Consider the following 21,140-nt stretch of genomic DNA (forward strand, 5'->3'; position numbering starts at 1 on the left):
TATCTATTCACTTTTCTTATCTTCATTTTCGTTAATATCCTGATTTTGCAAATAAGGATTATTTTCAAGCGGATCCACTGTGTGTTTGTATTGGTATGCTTTGGAAGTCGTTAAGACCGCAAGCAGCAGAACAACAATGACAATAATGACACAAATAATAAGTATGGTATACAAAGGTGCTCCCTCCTTCTTTTCTATAGTACAAGAATGTAAACTTTTTTTCATCAAAAAATAAGTTTGTCTCTTTACGAAAAGGGTATCCTAAATCTAGGAGGGTGATCGTATGTCCGAACATTTAATCCAAACTGTCAACAGACAAATTGCAAACTGGACCGTATTGTATGTCAAGCTTCATAATTACCACTGGTTTGTAAAGGGACCTCAATTCTTCACACTGCACGAATTGTATGAACAACTTTATAATGAAGCTCATACATATATTGATGATTTAGCAGAACGGTTGCTTGCCCTCGATGGCAAACCTGTGGCGACGATGGGAGAAGCGCTGGAAATAGCAACTATTAAGGAAGCGACAGGTACCGAGACAGCAGAAGAAATGGTTCAATCTACTCAAGATGATTTCGAGATTTTAATTGATGAATTTAAAGACGGTATGATTATAGCTGAAGAAGCTGGGGATGAAACAACGGCGGACATGCTTCTGTCTATTCACCAAAGCTTAGAAAAACATGTTTGGATGCTGAAGTCGTTTTTAGGTAAATAATCGTTGTGGAAAGCCATTGGCACCAATGTCAATGGCTTTTTATTTTAAGCTCGTCTGTCGGCGGGTTTTCTTTTTTGTAAAGACAAAAAAGAAATTTTCCATCAAAAGGTATCATTGGAACTATGACAGATAACGTTACACGAAAAATCTTAAAGCATATGATTAAGTAGAGCTATTCTTTCATTTTATCTAAGGGGAAATGTATAATGGAATTCATTCGAACGTTTACTATCCCTTTCATTTCGTGTGTCGGTTCAGTAGTCTCAGTTATGTTTGGAGGCTGGAATCATATTTTTTTGTTATTGATCATTGTTGTCATACTTGATTACGTACTAGGTGTTTTAATTGCGTATATGAACGGATCTTTATCTAGCAAGGTAGGCTGGAAGGGAATTGCCAAAAAGGTGATTATATTTTCCCTGATAGCGGTTGCCCATATTGTCGATGTAGTTTTGGATACTCAACACCTGGTGCGGAATGCAACGATTTTGTTTTATCTATGTAACGAATGTATTTCCATTATAGAACATGCCGCGAAAGCTGGAGTACCCATTCCTAAAGCTTTATTGAATGCTTTAGAGAGCATCAGTCAGAATGATCATAAAAACCTAGATCAGGGTAAGGACACTGATACACAGGATAAGGATCCTAATAAAACTCCTGAATAAAAATCACCTATATGTGGAAAAAGAAACATAAATGGTTTTAAGGAGATAATCTTATGACAAATGAGAGGAAGACCTATTATATTGATCTAGGTAACGGTGAGATTTCCCGAAGCAGAACAGCATCTACTTGGAATTATCATATTGAAGCCTCCAATGAAGAAATTACTCAGCTGCGCGAGTATTTTGACCAAATGCATTCGACAGGGTGGCAAAACTTTCTCCGTGCCCATGTTCCATACGTTCAATATCATTATGATCGCGAAAATGATGCGAATGATCGTCTATTAAAAGATGTGTACCGATTGATTCACGATTTGGGAGATGAAGATGCAAGAAAACATATTGAGTCTATTGGGATATTGGAAGAGGATTCCTATGCCGAGCCAAACACTCAAAGCATTCAAAATGACATAAATAATTAAAGAGCCCTCAAAGAGGCTCTTTAATTATCTAGGGTGCTTCCGCTTTTCTTACTTAAAGACCTGTTTCTGCAGTAATATCTTGGGCAGTATCGATCACTTGTTGAGGGACTTCAACTGTCGCATTATTAAAATCAGCATAGGATCCGTTCATTTTCATGTCCATTATTAAGGTTTCTTCCCCTTCAGTAATAGTTAGGGAAAGGATCATATTTAGCTTGGTAGGATAGAAGGATTCTTGATCGATAAACATCTCATACTCTAAATTTTCAATCGCCATATTTTCAAATACATTCCCCATCGCTTCATAATCTTGAGGCATAGCGCTTTGGAGCATTTGATTGGCAAACTCTGCGAATTTATCGCCATTCGCTTTTAATTTTAAAATATAATTAGTTTCATCTTTTTGGAATTCAAATTCATCGATAAATTGCTTCAGATTTTCTAATTCAGCCCCAGGGTTATTTTGCTGCCCGGCTGCTTCTCCCAATATTTGTCCAGACATTTCACTTGGCATTTTTAACCAGGTCTGATTGGATGGTTCTAAAAAGAAGAAACCATCTTCCGTCACATACATTTCTGTATCAAATGACTCCTCAGTTCCTTCAACAGATGTAGTTAATTGTTGATACATAGCAAGCGGTTCAGCAACGATTTGGCCATTCATACTTGTTGACATATTCATGGCCTCTTCTTGTAGATTTGAGGTCATGGACATATCCATATCGGTCGTCATTGAAAAACTCTTCAGCGAATTGGAAGCTTCCATTGTTTTGTTATAGACTTCTTCAAGAGTCAGTTCTTTCTCTTCTTCCACTTGTTCTTCCTGAGCTTCTTGTTCTGCAGGTTCTGTCTCATTGGTTTCTGGTTCTGATCCGCTGACATCTTCTGCAGTCTGATTACATCCAGCTAATACTAAAAGGAAAGCAGCAGTCAGCAGGATCATCCATAGCTTTTTCATTAATTGTCCTCTCCTTTTCCTTCGGCTCTTGACTTGAGCGTACGGTTTCATTTTACGGTAAAATAAGCATGTAAGATTCATTTTTTTGTAAAATCCGACTAAGGAACTATACCCATGAATCAGGAGCGACTCTCATGATTGTATTATCAGATTTGGCAGGAAACAAAGTAGAATTATCCTTTGGCAGGCAAGCAGAGACTAATCAAATCAGGCATGTTTTATGTATCACCGAATATAGCGGTTACTGGTTATGTACAAACCATAAGACGCGAGGGATTGAATTTCCAGGCGGAAAGCTGGAAGAAGGTGAAAAGCCAGAGGAGGCAGCAAAGCGGGAAATCTTTGAAGAAACTGGCGGTGAGGTCGGGGAATTAACGTTTATTGGCCAATATAAAGTAATCTCGGAAAATGAGGAGTTTGTCAAAGGTGTCTTTTATGCCGTTGTGAAAGAGATAGTGAGTAAAAATGATTACATGGAGACAAGAGGTCCTGTCCTTGTTAAGCATGATATATTATTTGAGAAATTAGACGAATCCTTTAGTTTTATTATGAAGGACGGAGTTGTTAAAAAAATTATAGAATATATCAAAAGTGAAAGAGAGGCCAACCCATTTTGTTCATGAGTTGGCCTCTTACTTGCTAGTTATCTTTAATTAATTTTTTCTCTATTAGTTCAACAACTTTATACATAATAGTAGCAAAAACTGCAATGACAAGCAGAGACAGCATAACCAATGTAAAGTTGAAAACCTGGAAACCATATATAATCGAGTAGCCTAACCCTTGGGAGGACACTAAAAATTCTCCGACAATAACCCCTACCCAAGATAAGCCTACATTAACTTTTAAGGTTGAAATAATGGTCGGAAAAGAAGCAGGAAGAATCGCTTCTTTAAACATTTGAAATCGTGTGGCCTGGAAGGTTTGTAAAACTTTTAAATAATTTGGATCGACTTCGCGAAAAGAGGTATATACCACGATCGTTGTAATGATGACAGAAATAATAGTTCCCATCGCAATAATAGATGCAAAATTAGGACCCAACGCAACGATTAAAATCGGGCCTAATGCGACCTTAGGCATTGCATTTAATACCACTAAATAAGGATCAGCAATCTTAGAAAAAAACGGAAACCACCATAATATCGCGGCCAATACCGTACCTAGCAAAGTTCCTAAGATAAAGCCTAAAACTGTTTCAAAAAGAGTTACCCCGATTTCTGAAAATAGCGAAGCATCTTGAACCTTATTAATAAATAAGTCAAAGACCTTAGATGGGGAACTAAAAATAAGCGGGTTAACCCAAGAAAGGCTGCTGGCGATTTCCCATAAAGCAAAAAAGGCAATGAATATGATGATTTGGTAAATCCGTACCATTCTTTTTTCTTTAATTAGACTTTGTTTATATTGTTCATGAAGGAGATTGATATCAGGCTTTTGTTTCAAGATTTTCCAACTCCTTCCATATTTCTTGAAACAGGTTAGAGTAGTCCGAATGCTGCCTTGCATGAAAAGGCTTTAGTTCTTTTAATTGTTCAGGAATATGAAAGATTTTATGAATCTTTCCTGGGTTACTTGATAATAAATAGATGGTATCACTCATGGCGATTGCTTCCCCAATGTCATGAGTAACCAGTACCGCTGTCTTCTTAAATGACTTTAGGGTTTCCCATACGAGATCCTCGAGTTTAAGTTTTGTTTGAAAATCTAAGGCAGAGAAAGGTTCATCCAGCAATAATAGCTTCGGATTGGTAGAGAGTGTCCGAACAAGAGCTACTCTTTGCCGCATCCCGCCTGACAGTTGTTTCGGGTATTGATCCTCAACTCCAGCTAGTCCCATTTCTTTTAATAAATCTAGGACTCTTTGAGATGAATCCGGATTTAATTGTCCTTGCAGCTTTAATCCAAGTGTGATGTTTTCTTTTATTGTTTTCCAAGGAAATAAATAATCCTGTTGCAGCATGTATCCAACCTGTTGTGAGGCCTCATCCAGAACTGATTTCCCCTCAATCGAGACTCTTCCTTCTGTTGGGGGAAATAGACCTGCAATAATGGAAAGGAGTGTTGTCTTTCCGCAACCGCTCGGACCGAGGAGGGAGATGAATTCTCCTTCCTCTGATGTAAAATGGATGTCTTCAAGAGCGGTCGTGGCCGTTTTTTTCGTGAAGTAGGTGTGATGAACATGTTCAACTGACAAAAAACTCATGTTTGAACGGCCTCCTTTTTTACTTTGAACCAATACAAGATTTTATACCTTACTCCTCAATTACAGATTCAGCAATCTCTGTATTTACTAATGTTTTATGATCCACCTGCTGCGGCAATTCCCCAGCTTCATCCATAATCGCTTGCAGGTTATTCCATTCTTCTTCATCTAAAATTGGATCAGTGGCAAAAGACCCTTGGCTTCTATAGCGATCAACACTCATCTCAATAATGTCAAGCTCTGTATCTTCAAAATATGGCTGGATTGTTTCGGCAATTTCTCTTGCGCTGGCTGTTTGGATCCAGCCCTGGGCTTTGTAAAGAGCACGAGTGAATTTTTCAATGGTTTCTTTGTTTTCATCCATATAACTTTGTTTAGCCATAAAGGTTGTATATGGTACGTGTCCGGACTCAGTACCGAAGGAGGCAACAACATGGCCGATACCTTCTTTTTCAAAAACACTGGCTTGAGGCTCAAATAATTGGACATAGTCACCAGTTCCAGAAGCGAATGCACTGGAGATGTTGGCGAAGTCAATGTTTTGAATTAGATTCAAGTCATTATGAGGATCGATTCCATGCTTCTTTAATACGAACTCCCCTACCATTTGCGGCATGCCGCCTTTACGCTGGCCGAGGAAAGTGGAGCCTTTTAACTGATCCCAAGAAAATTCTCCGATATTTTCACGGGCTACTAAAAAGGTTCCATCAGTTTGGGTTAATTGGGCAAAATTAATAACAGGATCATTAGAGCCTTGTGCATAAACATAGATGGATGTTTCGGATCCTACGAGACCGATCTCTGCACCATCTGAAAGTAAAGTTGTCATAACTTTATCACCGCCGAAAACGGTGGTAAGCTCAATGTCCAGACCTTCTTCTTCAAAGAAGCCTTTTTCAATGGCTACGTATTGAGGCGCGTAGAAAATTGAACGGGTTACTTCAGCAATACGTACCTTTTCATTTCCTGGGTTGCAAGCAGCTAATGTTATAATCAACATACAGGCTACAGTCAAAGAAAGTAAGACTTTAAACCACTTTCTCATATATTATCCTCCTCACAATTAGGCTTTTTCCTATGGGTATTCGCCCGGAAAAAGAATCTAACTTATCGTATGAAAAAAGAAAAAATGTGTGAATGCCCATATATAAAAAAGATTTTTTAGTGCCTAAGTGTTCCGGTTACCCTTAAGCAATGGTCCGATAGGCCATTCCCTAAGGGGCGGAATAACAGTCCTGAGTGCCAAATAACCGAACACAGAGCTCGGATAATCGAGCTAAAGGGCTAATAAATCCATTTACGACCAAGCAATCATTAAATATAGGTGAAAAGGAGTTTTTCATCATGTCGCTCATAATCGATAAGCAAAAGTTTCCTTCTCCGCATCCAAACATTGACCTTTTTCACGTTACATATTATTCCAGTGGCTTAAAAGTGAAAGGGCTGCTTGCCGAACCGACAGGCACTCATTTATTAAATGGGTTTCTGTATTTGAGGGGCGGGATCAAAAATGTTGGAAAGGTAAGACCTGGACGAATTATACAGTTTGCATCAGAAGGCTTTGTCGTTTTTGCTCCTTTTTACAGGGGAAATCAAGGCGGGGAAGGTTTTGAGGATTTTGGCTTACAGGATAGGCACGATGCTTATTCAGGTTTTGATCTTTTAGCAGAACATCCGAGGGTTTCTGCCGATTCGATTCATGTTTTTGGTTTTTCAAGAGGAGGCGTTATGGCCCTCTGGACAGCCATAGAAAAACCAGCTGCATCAGTGGTTACATGGGGTGGTGTAAGTGATATGGCCCTTACTTACGCAGAAAGAACAGATTTAAGAAGGATGATGAAGCGGGTCATTGGCGGGACACCCATGAAAGTGCCAGAACTGTATCAGGAACGAACCCCTCTCTACTATTTAGAAGGAATGGAAGCGCCTGTTCTTATAATTCATGGTCAAAAGGATGAAAATGTTTCTGTTGAACATGCATACCGGCTGGAAAAAAGACTAAAGGAGTTGGGAAAATTCGCGGATTCCTGGTATTTTCCTGATTTTACCCACTATTTTCCTCCAGCTGTTAACAGAAAGACGGTCCACGAACTAACGATGTGGATGAAAAAATATGGACTTGGAAGGGGCTGATTTTTATGGGGATGCCTTTGGAATTGCAAACAGTAATCGTTACAAACGGGAAAGAAAAGCGATTAAAGGAAAACACATTTGAACTTGTAAAAACAGGCTATCGTCTATACCCGATGCATATTCCCATCGAGGTCCGAAGAAAGAAGGAGTCTGAACCAAGCGGAACGGCTGTAATTGACTGTTTAAAATGGGAAGATAAAAAAACGGTTATTATATATCGGCTGGAATCGCTGTACTCTGTGAACTAACTTAACCCTCTGATTTAGAGGGTTTTTTTCTGTATTTGGGAGAAGAAAGACAAAACCAGCAAAAATTAAGGTTAAAGTATCCTACATAAAGGCAATAAGGACAAAATCGGGGAAAGACAAGGTCAAAGTATCCTTCATAAAGGCGATGACCGATTACGTCGAATCGATAAATAATGCATTCTCGCACAATAAATTACCCCCGCCCAATTCAATCATATTTACCTTCGGACAAGAATAAAAATAAAAAGAATGGCTTGACCTATTTTATACTTTAAGCGTATTAATTGGCAGCAATAAAGATAAATCGACGAAGTGGCCAATTTTAGGAATAAAGTATAAGGGCAACTAGACAATCGCCTAAACCTAAAGGTTAGCGCTAGTCAAGTTTTCTTTAGATGAAGCCCCACAACAGGAAGATACTTTAAACAATCCGTGTACTGGACAGTAGGGATGAACATGTATCAATTTTGGAGGAAAAGCGGGTTTGTGATAGCTGGGGGAACAATTCAGGGACTTGGAATGGGATTGTTTTTGTTTCCTCATTCGATTCCATCAGGAGGAGCTGGCGGGATATCAGTTCTTTTAAATCATTTTCTTTTAATCAATATGGGATTAGCCCTATGGATTGTAAATTTTTCAATGCTTATGCTCGCGATGAAATATTTGGGAAACAGATCTGTAATTTGGACTATGGTAGCGATTACCGTTACTTCTCTCTCGATTGGCTTTTTTCAGCATATCATTCCAACCCCAATCGGCAATGTATGGATAGATGTTGTAGTTGGGTCTGTTTTTCTTGGAACAGGGATCGGACTGTTGCTAAGGGAAGGCGTCTCCAACGGTGGAGTTGGAGTAATCGCCTTAATTATTGCCAAGTATCGGCATGTGTACCCTGGTAAACCATTATTTTGGATGAATGGTTTTATTTTTATTTTAACCGCTTCTATTATCAGCTGGGAAATTATCATTCAGGCTTTGTTAAGCCAATGGATTTCAACGAAAATGGTCGATGCTATCTATAGTATTAATTTCCACTCTGTTTACACATTAAGCTGGAGGAAAAAGTAAACCTTTATACATAATTGTAACGGAATGGGGCGTGTTTCTTTTCGCCATCTGATTTTTTGACATGGATTAATGTTAAGGCGAGCAGCGCGCACAAGAGTGTCAGTGCAGCAAGAGCATAAAACATGCCGGGACGCGACCAATCCAATAAGCGGGTCATAATTGGCGGTCCGACAGCCACCCCTATGAATCGGACTGAACCATATAAAGAGGTGACAAAACCCCTTCGCTCTTTTCCAACCGAGCCAGTAATTAAACTATTAATGGACGGTAAGATTAAACCAGTTCCTACACTGCTTATTGCCAGAACCAGCAAAAATGGCACTAACCTTTCAATGAACGATAATAAACTATAGGAGAGTGTCATCAGTAAAAATCCAAGTACAGTTAACCGTTTCATGATAAATAAATTCTTACCGATTTTACTGCCTGTAATATAAGAGGTTATACCCATAACTAACAAAGGAATTGCAAGAATAAGACCCTTTATGACTCCATCAATTTTATAATCCTTTTCTAATACATCGCTTAAATAGAAAAGAATCCCAAACAAGGTAAACAAACAGGTTGCACCGGCTAAATAGGTTGTAAGCAGCCAGCGGCCTTCATATTTAAAGACACTAAGCAGACCTCTCATATATTTACGAAAAGGAGGAGGTGCCTGGCGGTGTCTTTTTTCTTTGATAAAAATCCAAGTTAAAATGATCGAAACGACACAAATCGCAGGAAAGGCAAAAAAAACAGCATACCACACAATCAGGCCAACTAAAGATCCAATAATGGGTGATAATACTTTACCTAAACCATTAGAGGCTTCGACGATTCCGAGTACCTTGCTTCTTTCTCCTCCTTTAAACAGGTCGGCGGTTAAAGCCATTGCAATCGGTGCAGTTCCTGCAGCGCCAATCCCTTGTAAGGTTCGTCCAATTAATATCCATGCAAACGCATTATTAAAAGCGGAAGCAGCAAACCCAGCGAGCAATCCGCCAATCCCATAAAGAATGAGAGCAGGCAATATAATAATCTTTCTTGAAAATCGGTCTGAAAGATAACCAAGGATTGGAATAAATATCGCAGCAGCGATGGAAAAGACTGTTATGGTTAAGCTTACTTGGAATTGGCTAAGTTTCAGGGCTGTCTTCATTTGCGGAAAGATTGGAATTAGCATTGAATTACCAAGAGTCATTATGAGCGGAATTGAACCTATAGCGGTTATCATCATTCCCTTATTATTGGACGCCACGGGCTTGTACACATCCTTTTTTAGACTTCTTAAACCATAACTTTATGGTGAACGATTTATTTTAAATTCATAGGAGGCGGGACTAGCCAGCCTTTTTCCTTTGAAATTTTTAATAGTTTTTCTTCATATTCTGTTCTCTGTGTATGAAACTCTCCGAACATCTGCGCAATATCCTCCCGCAGCGAAATTCCCATTACATAACTGAATAAAATGTTTCCAGCGATTATTTCTCTTTGCACGAGTCCGGCAATTTCCGGATCATTGAACCTGGCTCCTGCAGGAATATCCTCTGGCTGTACATCAGGTCTGGCTGGGGGAGCTGGCGGCAGGCGAATTCCGCTGGTTTTGAGAATGGCTTCGGTTTGTTGTTCCTCTTGTTTGACACAGTTTTCCGTGAAATCCTCCAGAAATGCTTTTAAGTCGTGATCGCTAGAGTGATTCGTTAAGATTTGAAGCGTTACTAAAAACCCCTTTGTAGCATAAAGGTGCGACCAAAGATTAAAGACCTCACCCGAATGCAGCGGCTCTTCTTGTGGCTTACTACTTAAGATCCCCATTCGTTTCCATCCTTTCTTTACAAATAAAATCCATATTATTGTTTCTCCATGATGAAATTTTATGTCTCTATTTACATTTATTTGAATCGGGACAGGAACCTACCTTTCTTACAAACATAGGCTAAAACAGATTGATTTTATGTGAAAAAAGCTGAAAACAAGGAGTGAGAACATGAAAGTATCCAGGGGGAAACCTATTTTTAATACGATCATTAGCTTATTTTTAATGGTTAGTTTTGTCCTGGCAGGCTGCAGCGCAGGTGATGCTGAAGCGGAAAATGGCTCAAATGTAATTAGGATTGGGTATCAGAAAAATGGGCCGTTGCTTATTTTAAAATCACTTGGGACAGTAGAAGACCGCCTAGAGGAAATTGGTTATACGGTGGAATGGAATGAATTTCAGGCAGGTCCCGCGTTGCTTGAGGCACTTAATGCAGGAAGTATTGACTTAGGAAGAACAGGAAATTCACCTCCAATTTTTGCTCAGGCAGCTGACGCTCCGCTTGTCTATATGGCAGCGGGGAAATCCAAATTTAAGGGGAGCGGCATTCTTGTTCCAGAGGACTCTCCAATTCAAGCACTAGAAGATCTAAAAGGTAAACGGATTGGCTTTGCAAAGGGATCGAGCTCACACTTTCTTCTTGTTAAAGCACTCGAAAGTGTGGGAATTTCATATGACGAGATTACACCTGCTTATCTGCAGCCAGGCGATGCAAGGGTTGCATTTGAACAGGGCAATATAGATGCTTGGGTTGTATGGGATCCATATACAGCTTCAGCCCAAATAAACTCGAATGCTCGTATGATTGTTGATGGTGAGGGTTTCACTACAGACAGGGACTTCTTTTTAGCAAACAAAGATTTCGCTATTAAGCACAAGGAAGCACTTGACGTTGTGATTGAAGAAGTTCAAAAATCTTCAGAGTGGGCGAATCAAAATCATGACGAACTGATCCCAATGCTTGCCGAAGTTTTAAAAATAGATGAAGCCTCAATTAAAATGAGTGTTGAAAGACGGGTTTACGGAGTTGATGAGCTTTCACCAGAAATCATGGAAGAACAGCAGAAAATAGCAGACACTTTTTATAATTTAGATATCATTCCGAAGAAGGTAAACGTTCAGGATGCTCTTATAAAGGAATAGCAGATGGGAATATACATGATATCAAAAAGGAAGGAGGGGGAAAATTGAAACCGACGGTAACGGGTTTACTGACCAGACTGGTTCCATGGGCGATCCCTTTTTTCTTACTAGTCCTATGGCAGATTTTATCCTGGCAGGGGGTAATCCCTGAGAGAATTTTGCCTGCGCCTACCGCTGTATTTGAAGCAGGATTTTCCCTATTGATGACAGGGGAATTGATAGACCATATTTCTATTAGTCTTTGGAGAGCATTAGCCGGATTCTTAATTGGGGGATCGGTTGGGTTTTTACTCGGTCTTTTCAATGGAATCTTCCGTACTTCCGATCTTTTATTTGATACTTCTATTCAAATGTTAAGGAACATTCCGCATTTAGCGATGATCCCTCTTGTCATTCTGTGGTTTGGTATTGATGAAGTGTCTAAAGTATTTTTAGTCGCACTGGGTGTTTTATTTCCAATCTATATTAACACCTATCATGGCATCAAGTCAGTTGATAAGACCCTCATTGAAATGGGCAAAGCTTATGGATTAAAAGGCACGTCACTGTTTTTCACTATTATCTTTCCAGGTGCCTTATCATCTATTCTCGTTGGGATTCGCTTTTCGTTAGGCGTTATGTGGCTGACTTTAATTGTTGCCGAAACGATTTCTGCCCACACAGGGATTGGGTATATGGCCATGAATGCCCGCGAATTTATGCAAATGGATGTAATCGTCCTTAGCATCGTCCTCTATGCCTTATTTGGTAAGCTTTCTGATGTAATTGCCCGGTATTTTGAAGGTAAATGGCTTCAATGGAATACGTAAAAACATGGAGGGGGAAGCCTTGGAAACGAAATTTCCGAAAATTCATGTGAAATTAGAGAATATCAAAAAGTCCTATGATAATCGGGTGGTCCTTGAAGGAATTAACCTTGATATTCATGAAGGGGAATTTGTTGCAATCGTTGGGAAGAGCGGCTGTGGAAAAAGTACATTGCTTCGATTGATGGCAGGCTTAGAAGCATGTGATGATGGAGCGATTAGGATCAATGGAACGAATCTCATGGGTTTAAACAAAGAAGCTAGAATAATGTTTCAGGATGGTCGTCTGCTGCCATGGAAAAGAATTTTAGAAAATGTCGGTTTGGGCCTGATTGGCGAGTGGCGTCCTAAAGCAATTGAAGCCTTGCGGAATGTAGGGCTGGAGGATCGGCTAAAGGATTGGCCTTCCAAACTGTCGGGAGGACAAAAGCAGCGGGTGGCGCTGGCCAGAGCCCTTGTTCATCAGCCGAATATTCTCTTATTAGATGAGCCGCTTGGAGCGCTGGATGCATTAACCCGGCTTGAAATGCAGGACCTGATAGAGGAGATTTGGAGACAAAAGAAAATAACTTCTGTTCTTGTCACTCATGATGTTGAGGAAGCGGTTGCCCTTGCCGACCGTGTGATTTTAATAGAAGCGGGCCAGATCGTACTCAATATACCAATCAATCTGCCGCGAAGAAGACAACGCACTCACCCTGGGTTTGCGAAGTACGTAGAGGAAATTCTGGAAAGAATTATGGGTAGCAACACTGATAATGGGAATTTAAAGGTTGCATTTAAATAAGGAGAGAACAAGTTCTCTCCTTTTTGATACTTTAGAAGGTTATAAGTGCGATAATTTTTTTAAATTTGCTATATGGTTGTCCTTCCTTCTAAATTCCGTGCATACACTAAAAGTGTTAATGGTATTGGAGGAGTGGCGTATGTTCATCTTATTGGAGAAAGCTATTATTGGTATGGCATTTTTGCGTTTGTTATCAGGGAGTTTAGAAATTTTTGCAGCCCTATTAATTTTAAAATTTAATGACGTTGAAAAAGCACTGGTTGTTAATAGTTCTCTCGCATTAATTGGCCCGATCGTTTTGATTGTCACCACTGCAATCGGACTGTTTGGGATAGCAGAGAAAATCTCCTTTACGAAAATTATTTGGATTGCCTGCGGGGTCGGATGTATCTTATATGGCGTTAAAAGTCATTAAAATAGAGAGGATGCATCATAACGGGTGAACTCCCCTTGTGATGCATCCTCTTTTATTTTTATTGCTCTGTTAAACTTGACTGTTGATTTCCGCTCTAGTGCGCTTGCTTTTCTCGCAGGACAAGGAATGCTTCGGCAGCGATACATCGCACGAAGAAAATGCGCATGCATTTTCGAGGATTCTCGCGCACTTCTGCTCCAATTACCTATGTTATAAAATCAACATTAACCCTTAACACTGCCATTTTTATAAAAGCTTATTCAGTTCTAACTGGACCGCCTGCTTTTTCAATTTCTTCTGCTATGTCCTGGAACTTGGCAAAGTTTTCTTTAAATTTTTTCGCGAGTTCAAGGGCTTTTAGTTCGTAGGCTTCTTTATGTTCCCAAGTTCTTGCAGGCTGGAGCACATGATCAGGCACACCAGGTACATGAACAGGAATATATAATCCGAAAATAGGATCCCTTACAGTTTCCGTAGAGTTTAGCTCTCCATTTAAAGCAGCTTGCACCATGGCGCGGGTAAACTGAAGCTTCATTCTTTTTCCTACTCCGAATTCTCCTCCTGTCCAGCCGGTATTAACAAGAAAGACTTGGACTTCGTGCTCGTCAATTTTTTCACCCAGCATCTTTGCATATCTTTGTGCCGGGAGCGGAAGGAATGGAGCACCGAAGCAGGTTGAGAAAGTCGCTTGTGGAGAAGTAACTCCACGCTCTGTTCCCGCAAGTTTGCTCGTATATCCGCTTAAGAAATGATACATCGCCTGCTCTTTTGTTAATTTTGAAATCGGTGGAAGTACACCGAAAGCATCAGCTGTTAAAAAGATAATTGTATTTGGGTGACCTGCAACCGATGGATAGGCAATATTGGACATATTTTCAAGCGGATAGGCAGCACGTGTATTTTCGGTCAGTGAGCTATCATCGTAATCGGCTTCTCTCGTATCAGGATCGATCATAACATTTTCTAAAACCGCACCAAAACGAATAGCTTCAAAAATCTGCGGTTCCTTTTCTTGTGAGAGATTGATACATTTTGCATAGCAACCTCCTTCAATGTTAAAAATACCGTTTGCAGACCAGCCGTGCTCATCATCGCCGATCAGTTTGCGATTGGGGTCAGCTGAGAGAGTTGTTTTTCCTGTTCCAGATAAACCGAAGAAGAGAGCTACATCCCCTTCAAGACCGATATTTGCTGAACAATGCATGGAGAAGACATCATTTTTCGGCAATAAGTAATTCATAACAGAAAAGATCGATTTTTTCATCTCGCCGGCATATTCAGTTCCGCCAATTAACACAACCTTTTCTGTAAATGATATAATGATAAAGGTTTCAGAACGTGTTCCATCAACAGAAGGGTCTGCTTTAAAACCAGGAGCAGAAATAACGGTAAATTCAGCATGGTGATTTTTCAATTCTTCATTAGTCGGACGGATAAATAGCTGCTGTGCAAATAAATTATGCCATGCTAATTCATTAATTACTTGAATGGGAAGGCGATAGGAAGGGTCTGCCCCCGCAAAACCTTTGAAAACAAAAACCTCATTTTGCTGTTTTAAATACTGTAAAACTTTATCATAAAGCTTTGCGAATTTTTCAGAATCAAAAGGCTGATTAACCTTGCCCCACTCAATTTCATTTTCTGTGAGGGCGTCTTTAACAATAAACTTATCTTCTGGGGAGCGCCCCGTATATAGTCCTGTTTCCGCACGTACGGCACCAGTTGATGTTAGAATCCCTTCATTTCGTTCTAATACCTTTTCAACCAACTTAGCTGTACCTAATTGAATTTGTAAATTGCCTCCATGGTCAATGGCAGTTAGATTTGTTTTAAGAAGACTAGAACCCATAAGTTACTCCCTGTCCTTCCTTTTAAATTTTTCAATTCAACTAAACACTTTTTCGAGATATCCAGAGAATTATTTTTTGTGTTGAAACCTAATTACATACTTGTTTACTTTTGTATAGAAGATCAAAATTTGACCTTTATTTCTTAAATAGTATAACACATTGATTTTAATAGTCTATACTATTTAGCAAGAATGGTTCCAGGATTTTTTAAAATTAGACGATACGCCTTTTTTCCTTATAAGTAAAGGAAGTTTTTAATGGAAAGTGTATAATAGAAGTAAGTAGGAAATAAATGGGGTGAAAGGTCAAATGAGTAAAGAAAGGTTAGCTTTATATGATGCCCAGTGTGCCCTTTGTCAGAGAACGAAAAAAACCGTAACCAAATTGGATTGGTTAAATAAAATAAAATGGGTCTCTTTACAAGAATATGAGAAAATCGACCATTCCCTAACATTTCGGGCCATTGACCTTAGAAGAGAACTTCACCTCTTGATTGAAACCGAAAAGGATATAAAGATTTTAAAGGGGTTCCGTTCCATACGGTATATGTTTCTTCTCTTGCCTTCCACATTTGTACTCGGTTTACTGTTGTATATTCCTGGAGTTTCACGAATTGGGGATCCTATTTATAAGTGGGTGGCAAAACGCCGCCATCAGCTGTTAAAAGGCCAGTGTGATTCAGACAGCTGTACGATTTAATCATTAATTAACTGGCTTTTTATTTTTTATTGACAATCGGATTTTTAGTAAGTTATGATTTTACCTTGAACGGATTCTCTTATCCTGAGAAGTGGAGGGACAGGCCCTATGAAGCTCAGCAACCTGCTAAACGTTAAACGTTAGAACAAAGGTGCTAACCTGAAGCAAGGGAAATCCTTGGACGATAAGAGTAGGAGGCAAGATCCTGGCATTCTTAAGAGGGTAACCCCTTATTAGAATTTTTTACATGTAAGAAAATGAAACTTGGCTCCATAATAAAAAGAAGATAAATGATAATAGATGAAACCGATTTTAACACACGAATCGTAAATAGATGGCCTAGGTTTCTTTTATACTCTTGCTAACTTGACCGAATCTCATTTTAAGGGAAACGAGTTCCGTGATTCACGAAAGGCGAGATTGTACGCCTTATTATAGGAGGGTAATAGTAAAATGTCTACAAAACGACGTTTATTCACGTCTGAATCCGTTACCGAAGGACATCCAGACAAAATTTGTGACCAAATTTCAGATGCGATCTTAGATGCAATCATTGCAAAGGATCCAAATGCGCGTGTTGCTTGTGAAACTTCTGTAACAACAGGTCTTGTTTTAGTCTCTGGAGAAATTTCAACATCAACTTATGTGGATATTCCAAAAATTGTTCGTGAAACAGTTGCTAATATCGGATATACAAGAGCCAAGTATGGCTTTGATGCGGAAACATGTGCGGTGTTAACTTCTATAAATGAGCAGTCTCCTGATATTGCAATGGGGGTTAACCAAGCGCTTGAAGCACGTGAAGGTTTAATGACAGACGAAGAGGTTGAAGCTATCGGTGCAGGTGACCAAGGTCTTATGTTCGGCTTTGCTTGTAATGAGACAAAAGAATTAATGCCACTTCCGATTTCACTTGCTCATAAGCTGGCTCGCAGACTTACAGAGGTACGCAAAGACGATATCCTTCCTTATTTGCGTCCAGACGGTAAAACACAGGTAACGGTTGAATATGATGAAAACGGCCAGCCTGTCCGTATTGATACAATTGTTATTTCTACCCAGCATCACCCAGAAATTACGCTTGAACAAATTCAGCGTAATTTAAAGGAATATGTAATTAATCCGGTCGTTCCGAAAGAGTTAATTGATGAAAATACAAAATACTTTATTAACCCGACCGGCCGCTTTGTTATCGGTGGCCCTCAAGGGGATGCAGGCTTAACAGGAAGAAAAATTATTGTAGACACTTACGGGGGATACGCACGTCATGGCGGGGGCGCTTTTTCTGGAAAAGATCCTACAAAAGTAGACCGTTCTGCAGCATATGCAGCAAGATACGTTGCGAAAAATATTGTAGCAGCTGGTCTAGCAGATAAGTGTGAGGTTCAGCTTGCCTATGCGATTGGTGTGGCACAGCCTGTATCGATTTCCATTGATACTTTTGGAACAGGAACAGTTAGTGAAGATGTATTCGTCGATCTTGTTCGCCAAAACTTTGATCTTCGTCCTGCTGGCATTATCCGAATGTTAGAATTACGTCGTCCGATTTATAAACAAACGGCTGCCTATGGACATTTTGGCCGAAATGATTTAGATTTACCTTGGGAGAAAACAGATAAAGCAGAAATCCTGAAAGCACAAGCTGCCAACGCGTAAAAGTAAGGGGGTTACATCAATTTGGGTGTAACTTCCTTTTTGTTTTAACGTCTTTAACTATGGATATGAAAAAATACAAAGGGAAGAAATCCCTTTCCCTTTTTTAAAAGAAAAATGGTAGTATTGTTTTGTAAATGGATTTTTATCTGTGCTATGATAACTTGGAAAAAATTGAAGAATCAAAAACTTAAAGCAGGTGACTACATATGTGTGGTTTTATCGGGTGTGTCCATAATCATCCCGCTACAGATAGGGAAAGAGGAAATCTTCCATTTAAACAAATGAATGATTTAATTTATCATCGCGGCCCAGACGATGAGGGCTTTTTTACAAATGAACATGTACAGCTTGGGTTTAGAAGATTAAGTATCATTGATATTGAAGCAGGACATCAGCCATTATCGTATGAAAACGAGAGATATTGGATTATTTTCAACGGAGAAATATATAACTATGTAGAATTACGGGAGCAGTGTATCGAGGAAGGGTTGACTTTCACGACTCAATCAGATACAGAAGTTATTATTGCTCTTTTTAGTAAATATAAAGAAAAAGCGGTGGATCAGCTCCGCGGCATGTTTGCCTTTGTTATTTGGGATAAAGAAGAACAGAAGCTTTTTGGAGCCCGTGATCCATTTGGGATAAAGCCTTTCTTTTATAAAGAAGATGAGGATCGACTTTTATTCGGTTCAGAGAAAAAGAGTATTCTTTTAGCTATGCAGGACGACCAGGAAATCTCTCATGAATCATTACAGCATTATTTAACGTTTCAATATGTTCCTGAACCTTATACGTTAACAGAAGGTATCTACAAGCTTGACCCAGGTCATTATTTTACAAAGGAAATAGGAAAGCCGATTCAAATCAAGCAATATTGGAAGGCTAATTTTATTCCTGTTTATAAAGAAGAATCAAAATGGGTTAAAGAAATTCGTGATGTGTTGTTTGATTCCGTTGAAAAACATATGCGCAGTGATGTACCGGTTGGATCTTTCCTTTCAGGAGGAATTGATTCTACAATTATTGCATCGATTGCCAAAGAATTTCATCCAAGTATCCAAACTTTTTCAGTTGGATTCGAACATGATGGATTCAGCGAAATAGATGTCGCGAAGGAAAGTGCTGAAAAATTAGGATTAGAAAACATCAGCTATGTGATTTCGCCTGAAGAATATATGAATGAACTGCCGAAGATTATGTGGCATTTGGACGATCCGCTCGCTGATCCTGCCTGTGTACCTTTGTACTTTGTTGCAAGGGAAGCCAGAAAACATGTAACAGTGGTGCTTTCTGGTGAAGGGGCCGATGAATTATTTGGAGGCTATAACATCTATCGGGAACCGCAATCCTTGGAGATTTTTAATCGGATTCCTGCCGGGCTAAAACGGATTCTCCTTCAGCTTTCCAAAATAATGCCTGAAGGAATGAAAGGGAAAAGCTTTATTGAACGAGGTTGCACACCATTAGAAGAAAGATTTATAGGCAACGCGAAAATGTATTCTGAAGAAGAAAAACAAGCATTGATGAGCCAGTATAATAACAAACTTCATTATACGGATATTACAAAACCATTTTATAAAGAATCCATGGGCTATGATGCCGTCGAACAAATGCAGTATATTGATATTCACACATGGCTTAGAGGCGACATTTTATTAAAAGCCGACAAAATGACAATGGCCCATTCCCTTGAGCTTCGGGTACCGTTTTTAGACAAGGAAGTATTCGAGGTTGCCTCTCATATTCCAAATTCGGTTAAAACTGCGAATGGCACAACCAAATATATATTGCGAAAAGCAGCAGAATCATTTGTTCCTGCCCATGTTTTAAATCGCAAAAAGCTTGGTTTCCCAGTCCCAATCAGGCACTGGCTAAAAGCTGAAATGCATGACTGGGCTGTCGCTTTAATCCTTGAAAGTAATACCGACCAGTGGATTAAAAAGGATTATGTCCTCAATCTTTTAGAAGAACATTGCCAAGGAAAAGCCGACCATTCCCGTAAGATTTGGACGGTTCTTGTGTTTATGATTTGGCATAAAGTCTATATTGAAAAAGAATTTCAGTTCCAGCAAGAAAAAGAGCTGCAACACGAATTCGTTACAGCTCATTAGGGTTTATGGTTATCGCCTGACTTCCCATTTGCGTCCACGATTGAATAAATTCAATCATGGGCGCTTTTTTATTTTTTTCTCCCGTTAATGGGTCATTAAAGTAAACAAAATTTTCGTCATAGCCTGTCAGTAACACTGAATGTTCTTTATAGGTAATCCGTACCGAGCCATTCGGTGTTTGCCACGTTTCAAAAGCAGAAGAAGGCAGAGCTTTATAGGTTGTATTGATAATGACCCAAACGGGTAACCCTTGTGATAAATACATTTGAACCGCTGTAAAATCACTTCCGGTAAAATCAATCACTTTTCCGGGAGCGTATCGTTCAGCCAGTTCCTTGATTGGCTTATGATAAACACCGAGTCCAGGGTTATTAAAAGAATACATATCCCCTACGAAACCAGTGTTGGGATGGCCAAAAAAGATCTGTCCATCCACAACTTTGTAAGGCGTGGGATCCTTGGCAAGCTGCTCAGCGAGTATCAGCTTGTCTGCCTCATAGCCATGAAACTGAAGAAGCATCAACAAGCTGGTTACTTCACAGCCCCTGACCAGTTCTGGAAATTGTGACACGATCGGCGCATTTATCAAGACTTGCTGTTGAATTTTAATCATTTCATAATAGTGCGCATCCTGTTCTTTCGTTTCAATAACAGGTGCATCCTCTGTTGCAGAATTTGTAATCGCAATCACTAATTTTTCATGATTGAAATAGATCGCAACAGTCAAGGCAATAATAATTGTAAAAAGTATAGCAATCCCTTGAACAATTGGTCTTAAATTGCGAAAACCCATATAGATCATAACGCTTATGACAAGGATTAGGGTATAAATCCATTCCACCTTGAGTCACCCTCAATCAAGAATTCTCTTATCCTTTTTATCGGTTTCTCTGTAAAGATTTATAGTATTGTCCCTTTTCATAATATGATTGAACGATCCGTTTCATATCTTTTATATCTTCTTCATTTAGTTCACGTATAACTTTAGCCGGGCGGCCAAATGCGAGCACACCAGGAGGAATAACTTTTCCGGGCGATACTAGGCTTCCTGCCCCAATATAAGCTCCCTCACCAATTTCGGCACCGTCGAGGATGATCGAACCCATCCCAATTAAAGCGCCTTTTCTGATCGTTGCACTATGGAGGATTACCTGATGGCCAATTGTAACTTCGTCTTCAATAATCATAGGAATATTAGGACTTTGGTGGATAACACTATTATCCTGAATACTCACCTTTTTTCCGATGATTGTAGGGGCAATATCTCCTCTGATTACAGTGTTAAACCAAATGCTTGAACCCTCATCAATCATAACATCACCAGTTATCGTGACAAAATCTGCAATAAATACACTTTCTGCAATTTTAGGCATGTGTTCACCAAATGGATATATCAATTTTAACCCATCCTTTTCTTATCTTTATATCAAGTCTCCAGAAAGGATAAA

At 39.4% G+C, this 21,140-nt stretch carries 24 protein-coding genes and 1 riboswitch; of the genes, 14 read left to right on the top strand and 10 right to left on the bottom strand.

Going from position 1 to position 21,140, the window contains the following annotated elements:
• Positions 1-3: 3 nt before the first annotated feature.
• Positions 4-174: a YtzI protein gene (gene ytzI, locus CRO56_RS12135; protein ID WP_097158883.1), complete on the bottom strand. Its 171-nt coding sequence runs from the start codon at positions 172-174 to the stop codon at positions 4-6.
• A 109-nt stretch (positions 175-283) separates the two neighbouring features.
• Here ytzI and CRO56_RS12140 point away from each other — a divergent pair, with 109 nt between their 5' ends.
• The 3 genes from CRO56_RS12140 (at position 284) to CRO56_RS12150 (ending at position 1,814) form a co-directional block, all read left to right on the top strand.
• Complete coding sequence (locus CRO56_RS12140) at positions 284-724, top strand: Dps family protein (protein ID WP_097158884.1); 441 nt, start codon at positions 284-286, stop codon at positions 722-724.
• 206 nt (positions 725-930) lie between these two features.
• Positions 931-1,392 (top strand): phage holin family protein, encoded by a 462-nt coding sequence (locus CRO56_RS12145; RefSeq protein WP_097158885.1) that lies wholly within the window; start codon positions 931-933, stop codon positions 1,390-1,392.
• Positions 1,393-1,445: 53 nt separating this feature from the next.
• Entirely contained in the window at positions 1,446-1,814 is a 369-nt protein-coding gene (locus CRO56_RS12150) for a hydrolase (protein ID WP_097158886.1), read from the top strand.
• 52 nt (positions 1,815-1,866) lie between these two features.
• Here the strand turns inward: CRO56_RS12150 and CRO56_RS12155 are convergent, their stop codons facing one another.
• Positions 1,867-2,772 carry a DUF6612 family protein gene (locus CRO56_RS12155; RefSeq protein WP_097158887.1) on the bottom strand — a complete coding sequence of 302 codons (906 nt, stop codon included), beginning with the start codon at positions 2,770-2,772 and terminating at the stop codon, positions 1,867-1,869.
• A 134-nt stretch (positions 2,773-2,906) separates the two neighbouring features.
• Between CRO56_RS12155 and ytkD the strand changes: the two genes are divergently transcribed.
• The gene (ytkD, locus tag CRO56_RS12160) at positions 2,907-3,395 is read left to right on the top strand and encodes an RNA deprotection pyrophosphohydrolase (RefSeq protein WP_097158888.1); all 489 of its coding nucleotides are present in this window, start codon (positions 2,907-2,909) and stop codon (positions 3,393-3,395) included.
• A 16-nt stretch (positions 3,396-3,411) separates the two neighbouring features.
• On the opposite strand, the gene CRO56_RS12165 is transcribed toward ytkD, so the two are convergent.
• Genes CRO56_RS12165 through CRO56_RS12175 form a run of 3 tightly spaced genes read right to left on the bottom strand, consistent with a single transcriptional unit; the run spans position 3,412 to position 6,023 of the window.
• Positions 3,412-4,149, bottom strand: a complete 738-nt coding sequence (locus tag CRO56_RS12165; RefSeq protein WP_425427202.1) for an ABC transporter permease — start codon at positions 4,147-4,149, stop codon at positions 3,412-3,414.
• A gap of 52 nt (positions 4,150-4,201) precedes the next feature.
• Positions 4,202-4,978: an ABC transporter ATP-binding protein gene (locus CRO56_RS12170; RefSeq protein WP_097158890.1), complete on the bottom strand. Its 777-nt coding sequence runs from the start codon at positions 4,976-4,978 to the stop codon at positions 4,202-4,204.
• Between the two features lie 49 nt (positions 4,979-5,027).
• The gene (locus CRO56_RS12175) at positions 5,028-6,023 is read right to left on the bottom strand and encodes an ABC transporter substrate-binding protein (protein WP_097158891.1); all 996 of its coding nucleotides are present in this window, start codon (positions 6,021-6,023) and stop codon (positions 5,028-5,030) included.
• Positions 6,024-6,322: 299 nt separating this feature from the next.
• Here CRO56_RS12175 and CRO56_RS12180 point away from each other — a divergent pair, with 299 nt between their 5' ends.
• The 3 genes from CRO56_RS12180 (at position 6,323) to CRO56_RS12190 (ending at position 8,427) form a co-directional block, all read left to right on the top strand.
• The gene (locus CRO56_RS12180; protein WP_097158892.1) at positions 6,323-7,111 is read left to right on the top strand and encodes an alpha/beta hydrolase family protein; all 789 of its coding nucleotides are present in this window, start codon (positions 6,323-6,325) and stop codon (positions 7,109-7,111) included.
• A 5-nt stretch (positions 7,112-7,116) separates the two neighbouring features.
• On the top strand, positions 7,117-7,359 hold the full coding sequence (locus CRO56_RS12185) for a DUF2584 domain-containing protein (protein WP_097158893.1): 243 nt from the start codon (positions 7,117-7,119) through the stop codon (positions 7,357-7,359).
• 456 nt (positions 7,360-7,815) lie between these two features.
• Complete coding sequence (locus CRO56_RS12190; RefSeq protein ID WP_097158894.1) at positions 7,816-8,427, top strand: YitT family protein; 612 nt, start codon at positions 7,816-7,818, stop codon at positions 8,425-8,427.
• 4 nt (positions 8,428-8,431) lie between these two features.
• Here CRO56_RS12190 and CRO56_RS12195 read toward each other — a convergent pair whose 3' ends face one another.
• Together CRO56_RS12195 and CRO56_RS12200 are read right to left on the bottom strand one after the other, a co-directional pair.
• A complete protein-coding gene (locus CRO56_RS12195) occupies positions 8,432-9,646 on the bottom strand; it encodes an MFS transporter (protein ID WP_097159169.1) in 1,215 nt (404 codons plus the stop codon).
• 77 nt (positions 9,647-9,723) lie between these two features.
• A complete protein-coding gene (locus tag CRO56_RS12200) occupies positions 9,724-10,224 on the bottom strand; it encodes a DUF3231 family protein (RefSeq protein WP_097158895.1) in 501 nt (166 codons plus the stop codon).
• A gap of 172 nt (positions 10,225-10,396) precedes the next feature.
• On the opposite strand from CRO56_RS12200, the gene CRO56_RS12205 reads away from it, so the two are divergent.
• The 4 genes from CRO56_RS12205 (at position 10,397) to CRO56_RS12220 (ending at position 13,376) form a co-directional block, all read left to right on the top strand.
• Positions 10,397-11,368, top strand: coding sequence for a sulfonate ABC transporter substrate-binding protein (locus tag CRO56_RS12205; protein WP_097158896.1), 972 nt, complete (start codon positions 10,397-10,399; stop codon positions 11,366-11,368).
• Positions 11,369-11,412: 44 nt separating this feature from the next.
• Entirely contained in the window at positions 11,413-12,177 is a 765-nt protein-coding gene (gene ssuC / locus CRO56_RS12210) for an aliphatic sulfonate ABC transporter permease SsuC (RefSeq protein WP_097158897.1), read from the top strand.
• A 19-nt stretch (positions 12,178-12,196) separates the two neighbouring features.
• Positions 12,197-12,961, top strand: a complete 765-nt coding sequence (locus CRO56_RS12215) for an ATP-binding cassette domain-containing protein (protein WP_245855854.1) — start codon at positions 12,197-12,199, stop codon at positions 12,959-12,961.
• Positions 12,962-13,100: 139 nt separating this feature from the next.
• The gene (locus CRO56_RS12220; protein WP_097158899.1) at positions 13,101-13,376 is read left to right on the top strand and encodes a YqhV family protein; all 276 of its coding nucleotides are present in this window, start codon (positions 13,101-13,103) and stop codon (positions 13,374-13,376) included.
• Positions 13,377-13,632: 256 nt separating this feature from the next.
• On the opposite strand, the gene pckA is transcribed toward CRO56_RS12220, so the two are convergent.
• On the bottom strand, positions 13,633-15,225 hold the full coding sequence (gene pckA / locus CRO56_RS12225) for a phosphoenolpyruvate carboxykinase (ATP) (RefSeq protein ID WP_097158900.1): 1,593 nt from the start codon (positions 15,223-15,225) through the stop codon (positions 13,633-13,635).
• Positions 15,226-15,535: 310 nt separating this feature from the next.
• Here pckA and CRO56_RS12230 point away from each other — a divergent pair, with 310 nt between their 5' ends.
• The 3 genes from CRO56_RS12230 to asnB all read left to right on the top strand — a co-directional run bounded on the left by CRO56_RS12230 (position 15,536) and on the right by asnB (position 19,692).
• Positions 15,536-15,925 (top strand): thiol-disulfide oxidoreductase DCC family protein, encoded by a 390-nt coding sequence (locus CRO56_RS12230; protein ID WP_097158901.1) that lies wholly within the window; start codon positions 15,536-15,538, stop codon positions 15,923-15,925.
• Positions 15,926-16,001: 76 nt separating this feature from the next.
• Positions 16,002-16,116: riboswitch (SAM riboswitch) on the top strand.
• Positions 16,117-16,378: 262 nt separating this feature from the next.
• The gene (gene metK / locus CRO56_RS12235) at positions 16,379-17,581 is read left to right on the top strand and encodes a methionine adenosyltransferase (RefSeq protein WP_097158902.1); all 1,203 of its coding nucleotides are present in this window, start codon (positions 16,379-16,381) and stop codon (positions 17,579-17,581) included.
• A 206-nt stretch (positions 17,582-17,787) separates the two neighbouring features.
• Positions 17,788-19,692 carry an asparagine synthase (glutamine-hydrolyzing) gene (gene asnB / locus CRO56_RS12240; RefSeq protein ID WP_097158903.1) on the top strand — a complete coding sequence of 635 codons (1,905 nt, stop codon included), beginning with the start codon at positions 17,788-17,790 and terminating at the stop codon, positions 19,690-19,692.
• On the opposite strand, the gene CRO56_RS12245 is transcribed toward asnB, so the two are convergent.
• Both CRO56_RS12245 and CRO56_RS12250 read right to left on the bottom strand, forming a co-directional pair.
• Positions 19,679-20,533, bottom strand: coding sequence for a C39 family peptidase (locus tag CRO56_RS12245; RefSeq protein WP_245855856.1), 855 nt, complete (start codon positions 20,531-20,533; stop codon positions 19,679-19,681). The genes asnB and CRO56_RS12245 overlap by 14 nt on opposite strands.
• 37 nt (positions 20,534-20,570) lie before the next feature.
• Positions 20,571-21,089, bottom strand: coding sequence for a gamma carbonic anhydrase (locus CRO56_RS12250; protein WP_097158904.1), 519 nt, complete (start codon positions 21,087-21,089; stop codon positions 20,571-20,573).
• Positions 21,090-21,140 lie beyond the last annotated feature (51 nt).

This window comes from Bacillus oleivorans (assembly GCF_900207585.1).
Taxonomy (GTDB): Bacteria; Bacillota; Bacilli; order Bacillales; family JC228; genus Bacillus_BF; species Bacillus_BF oleivorans.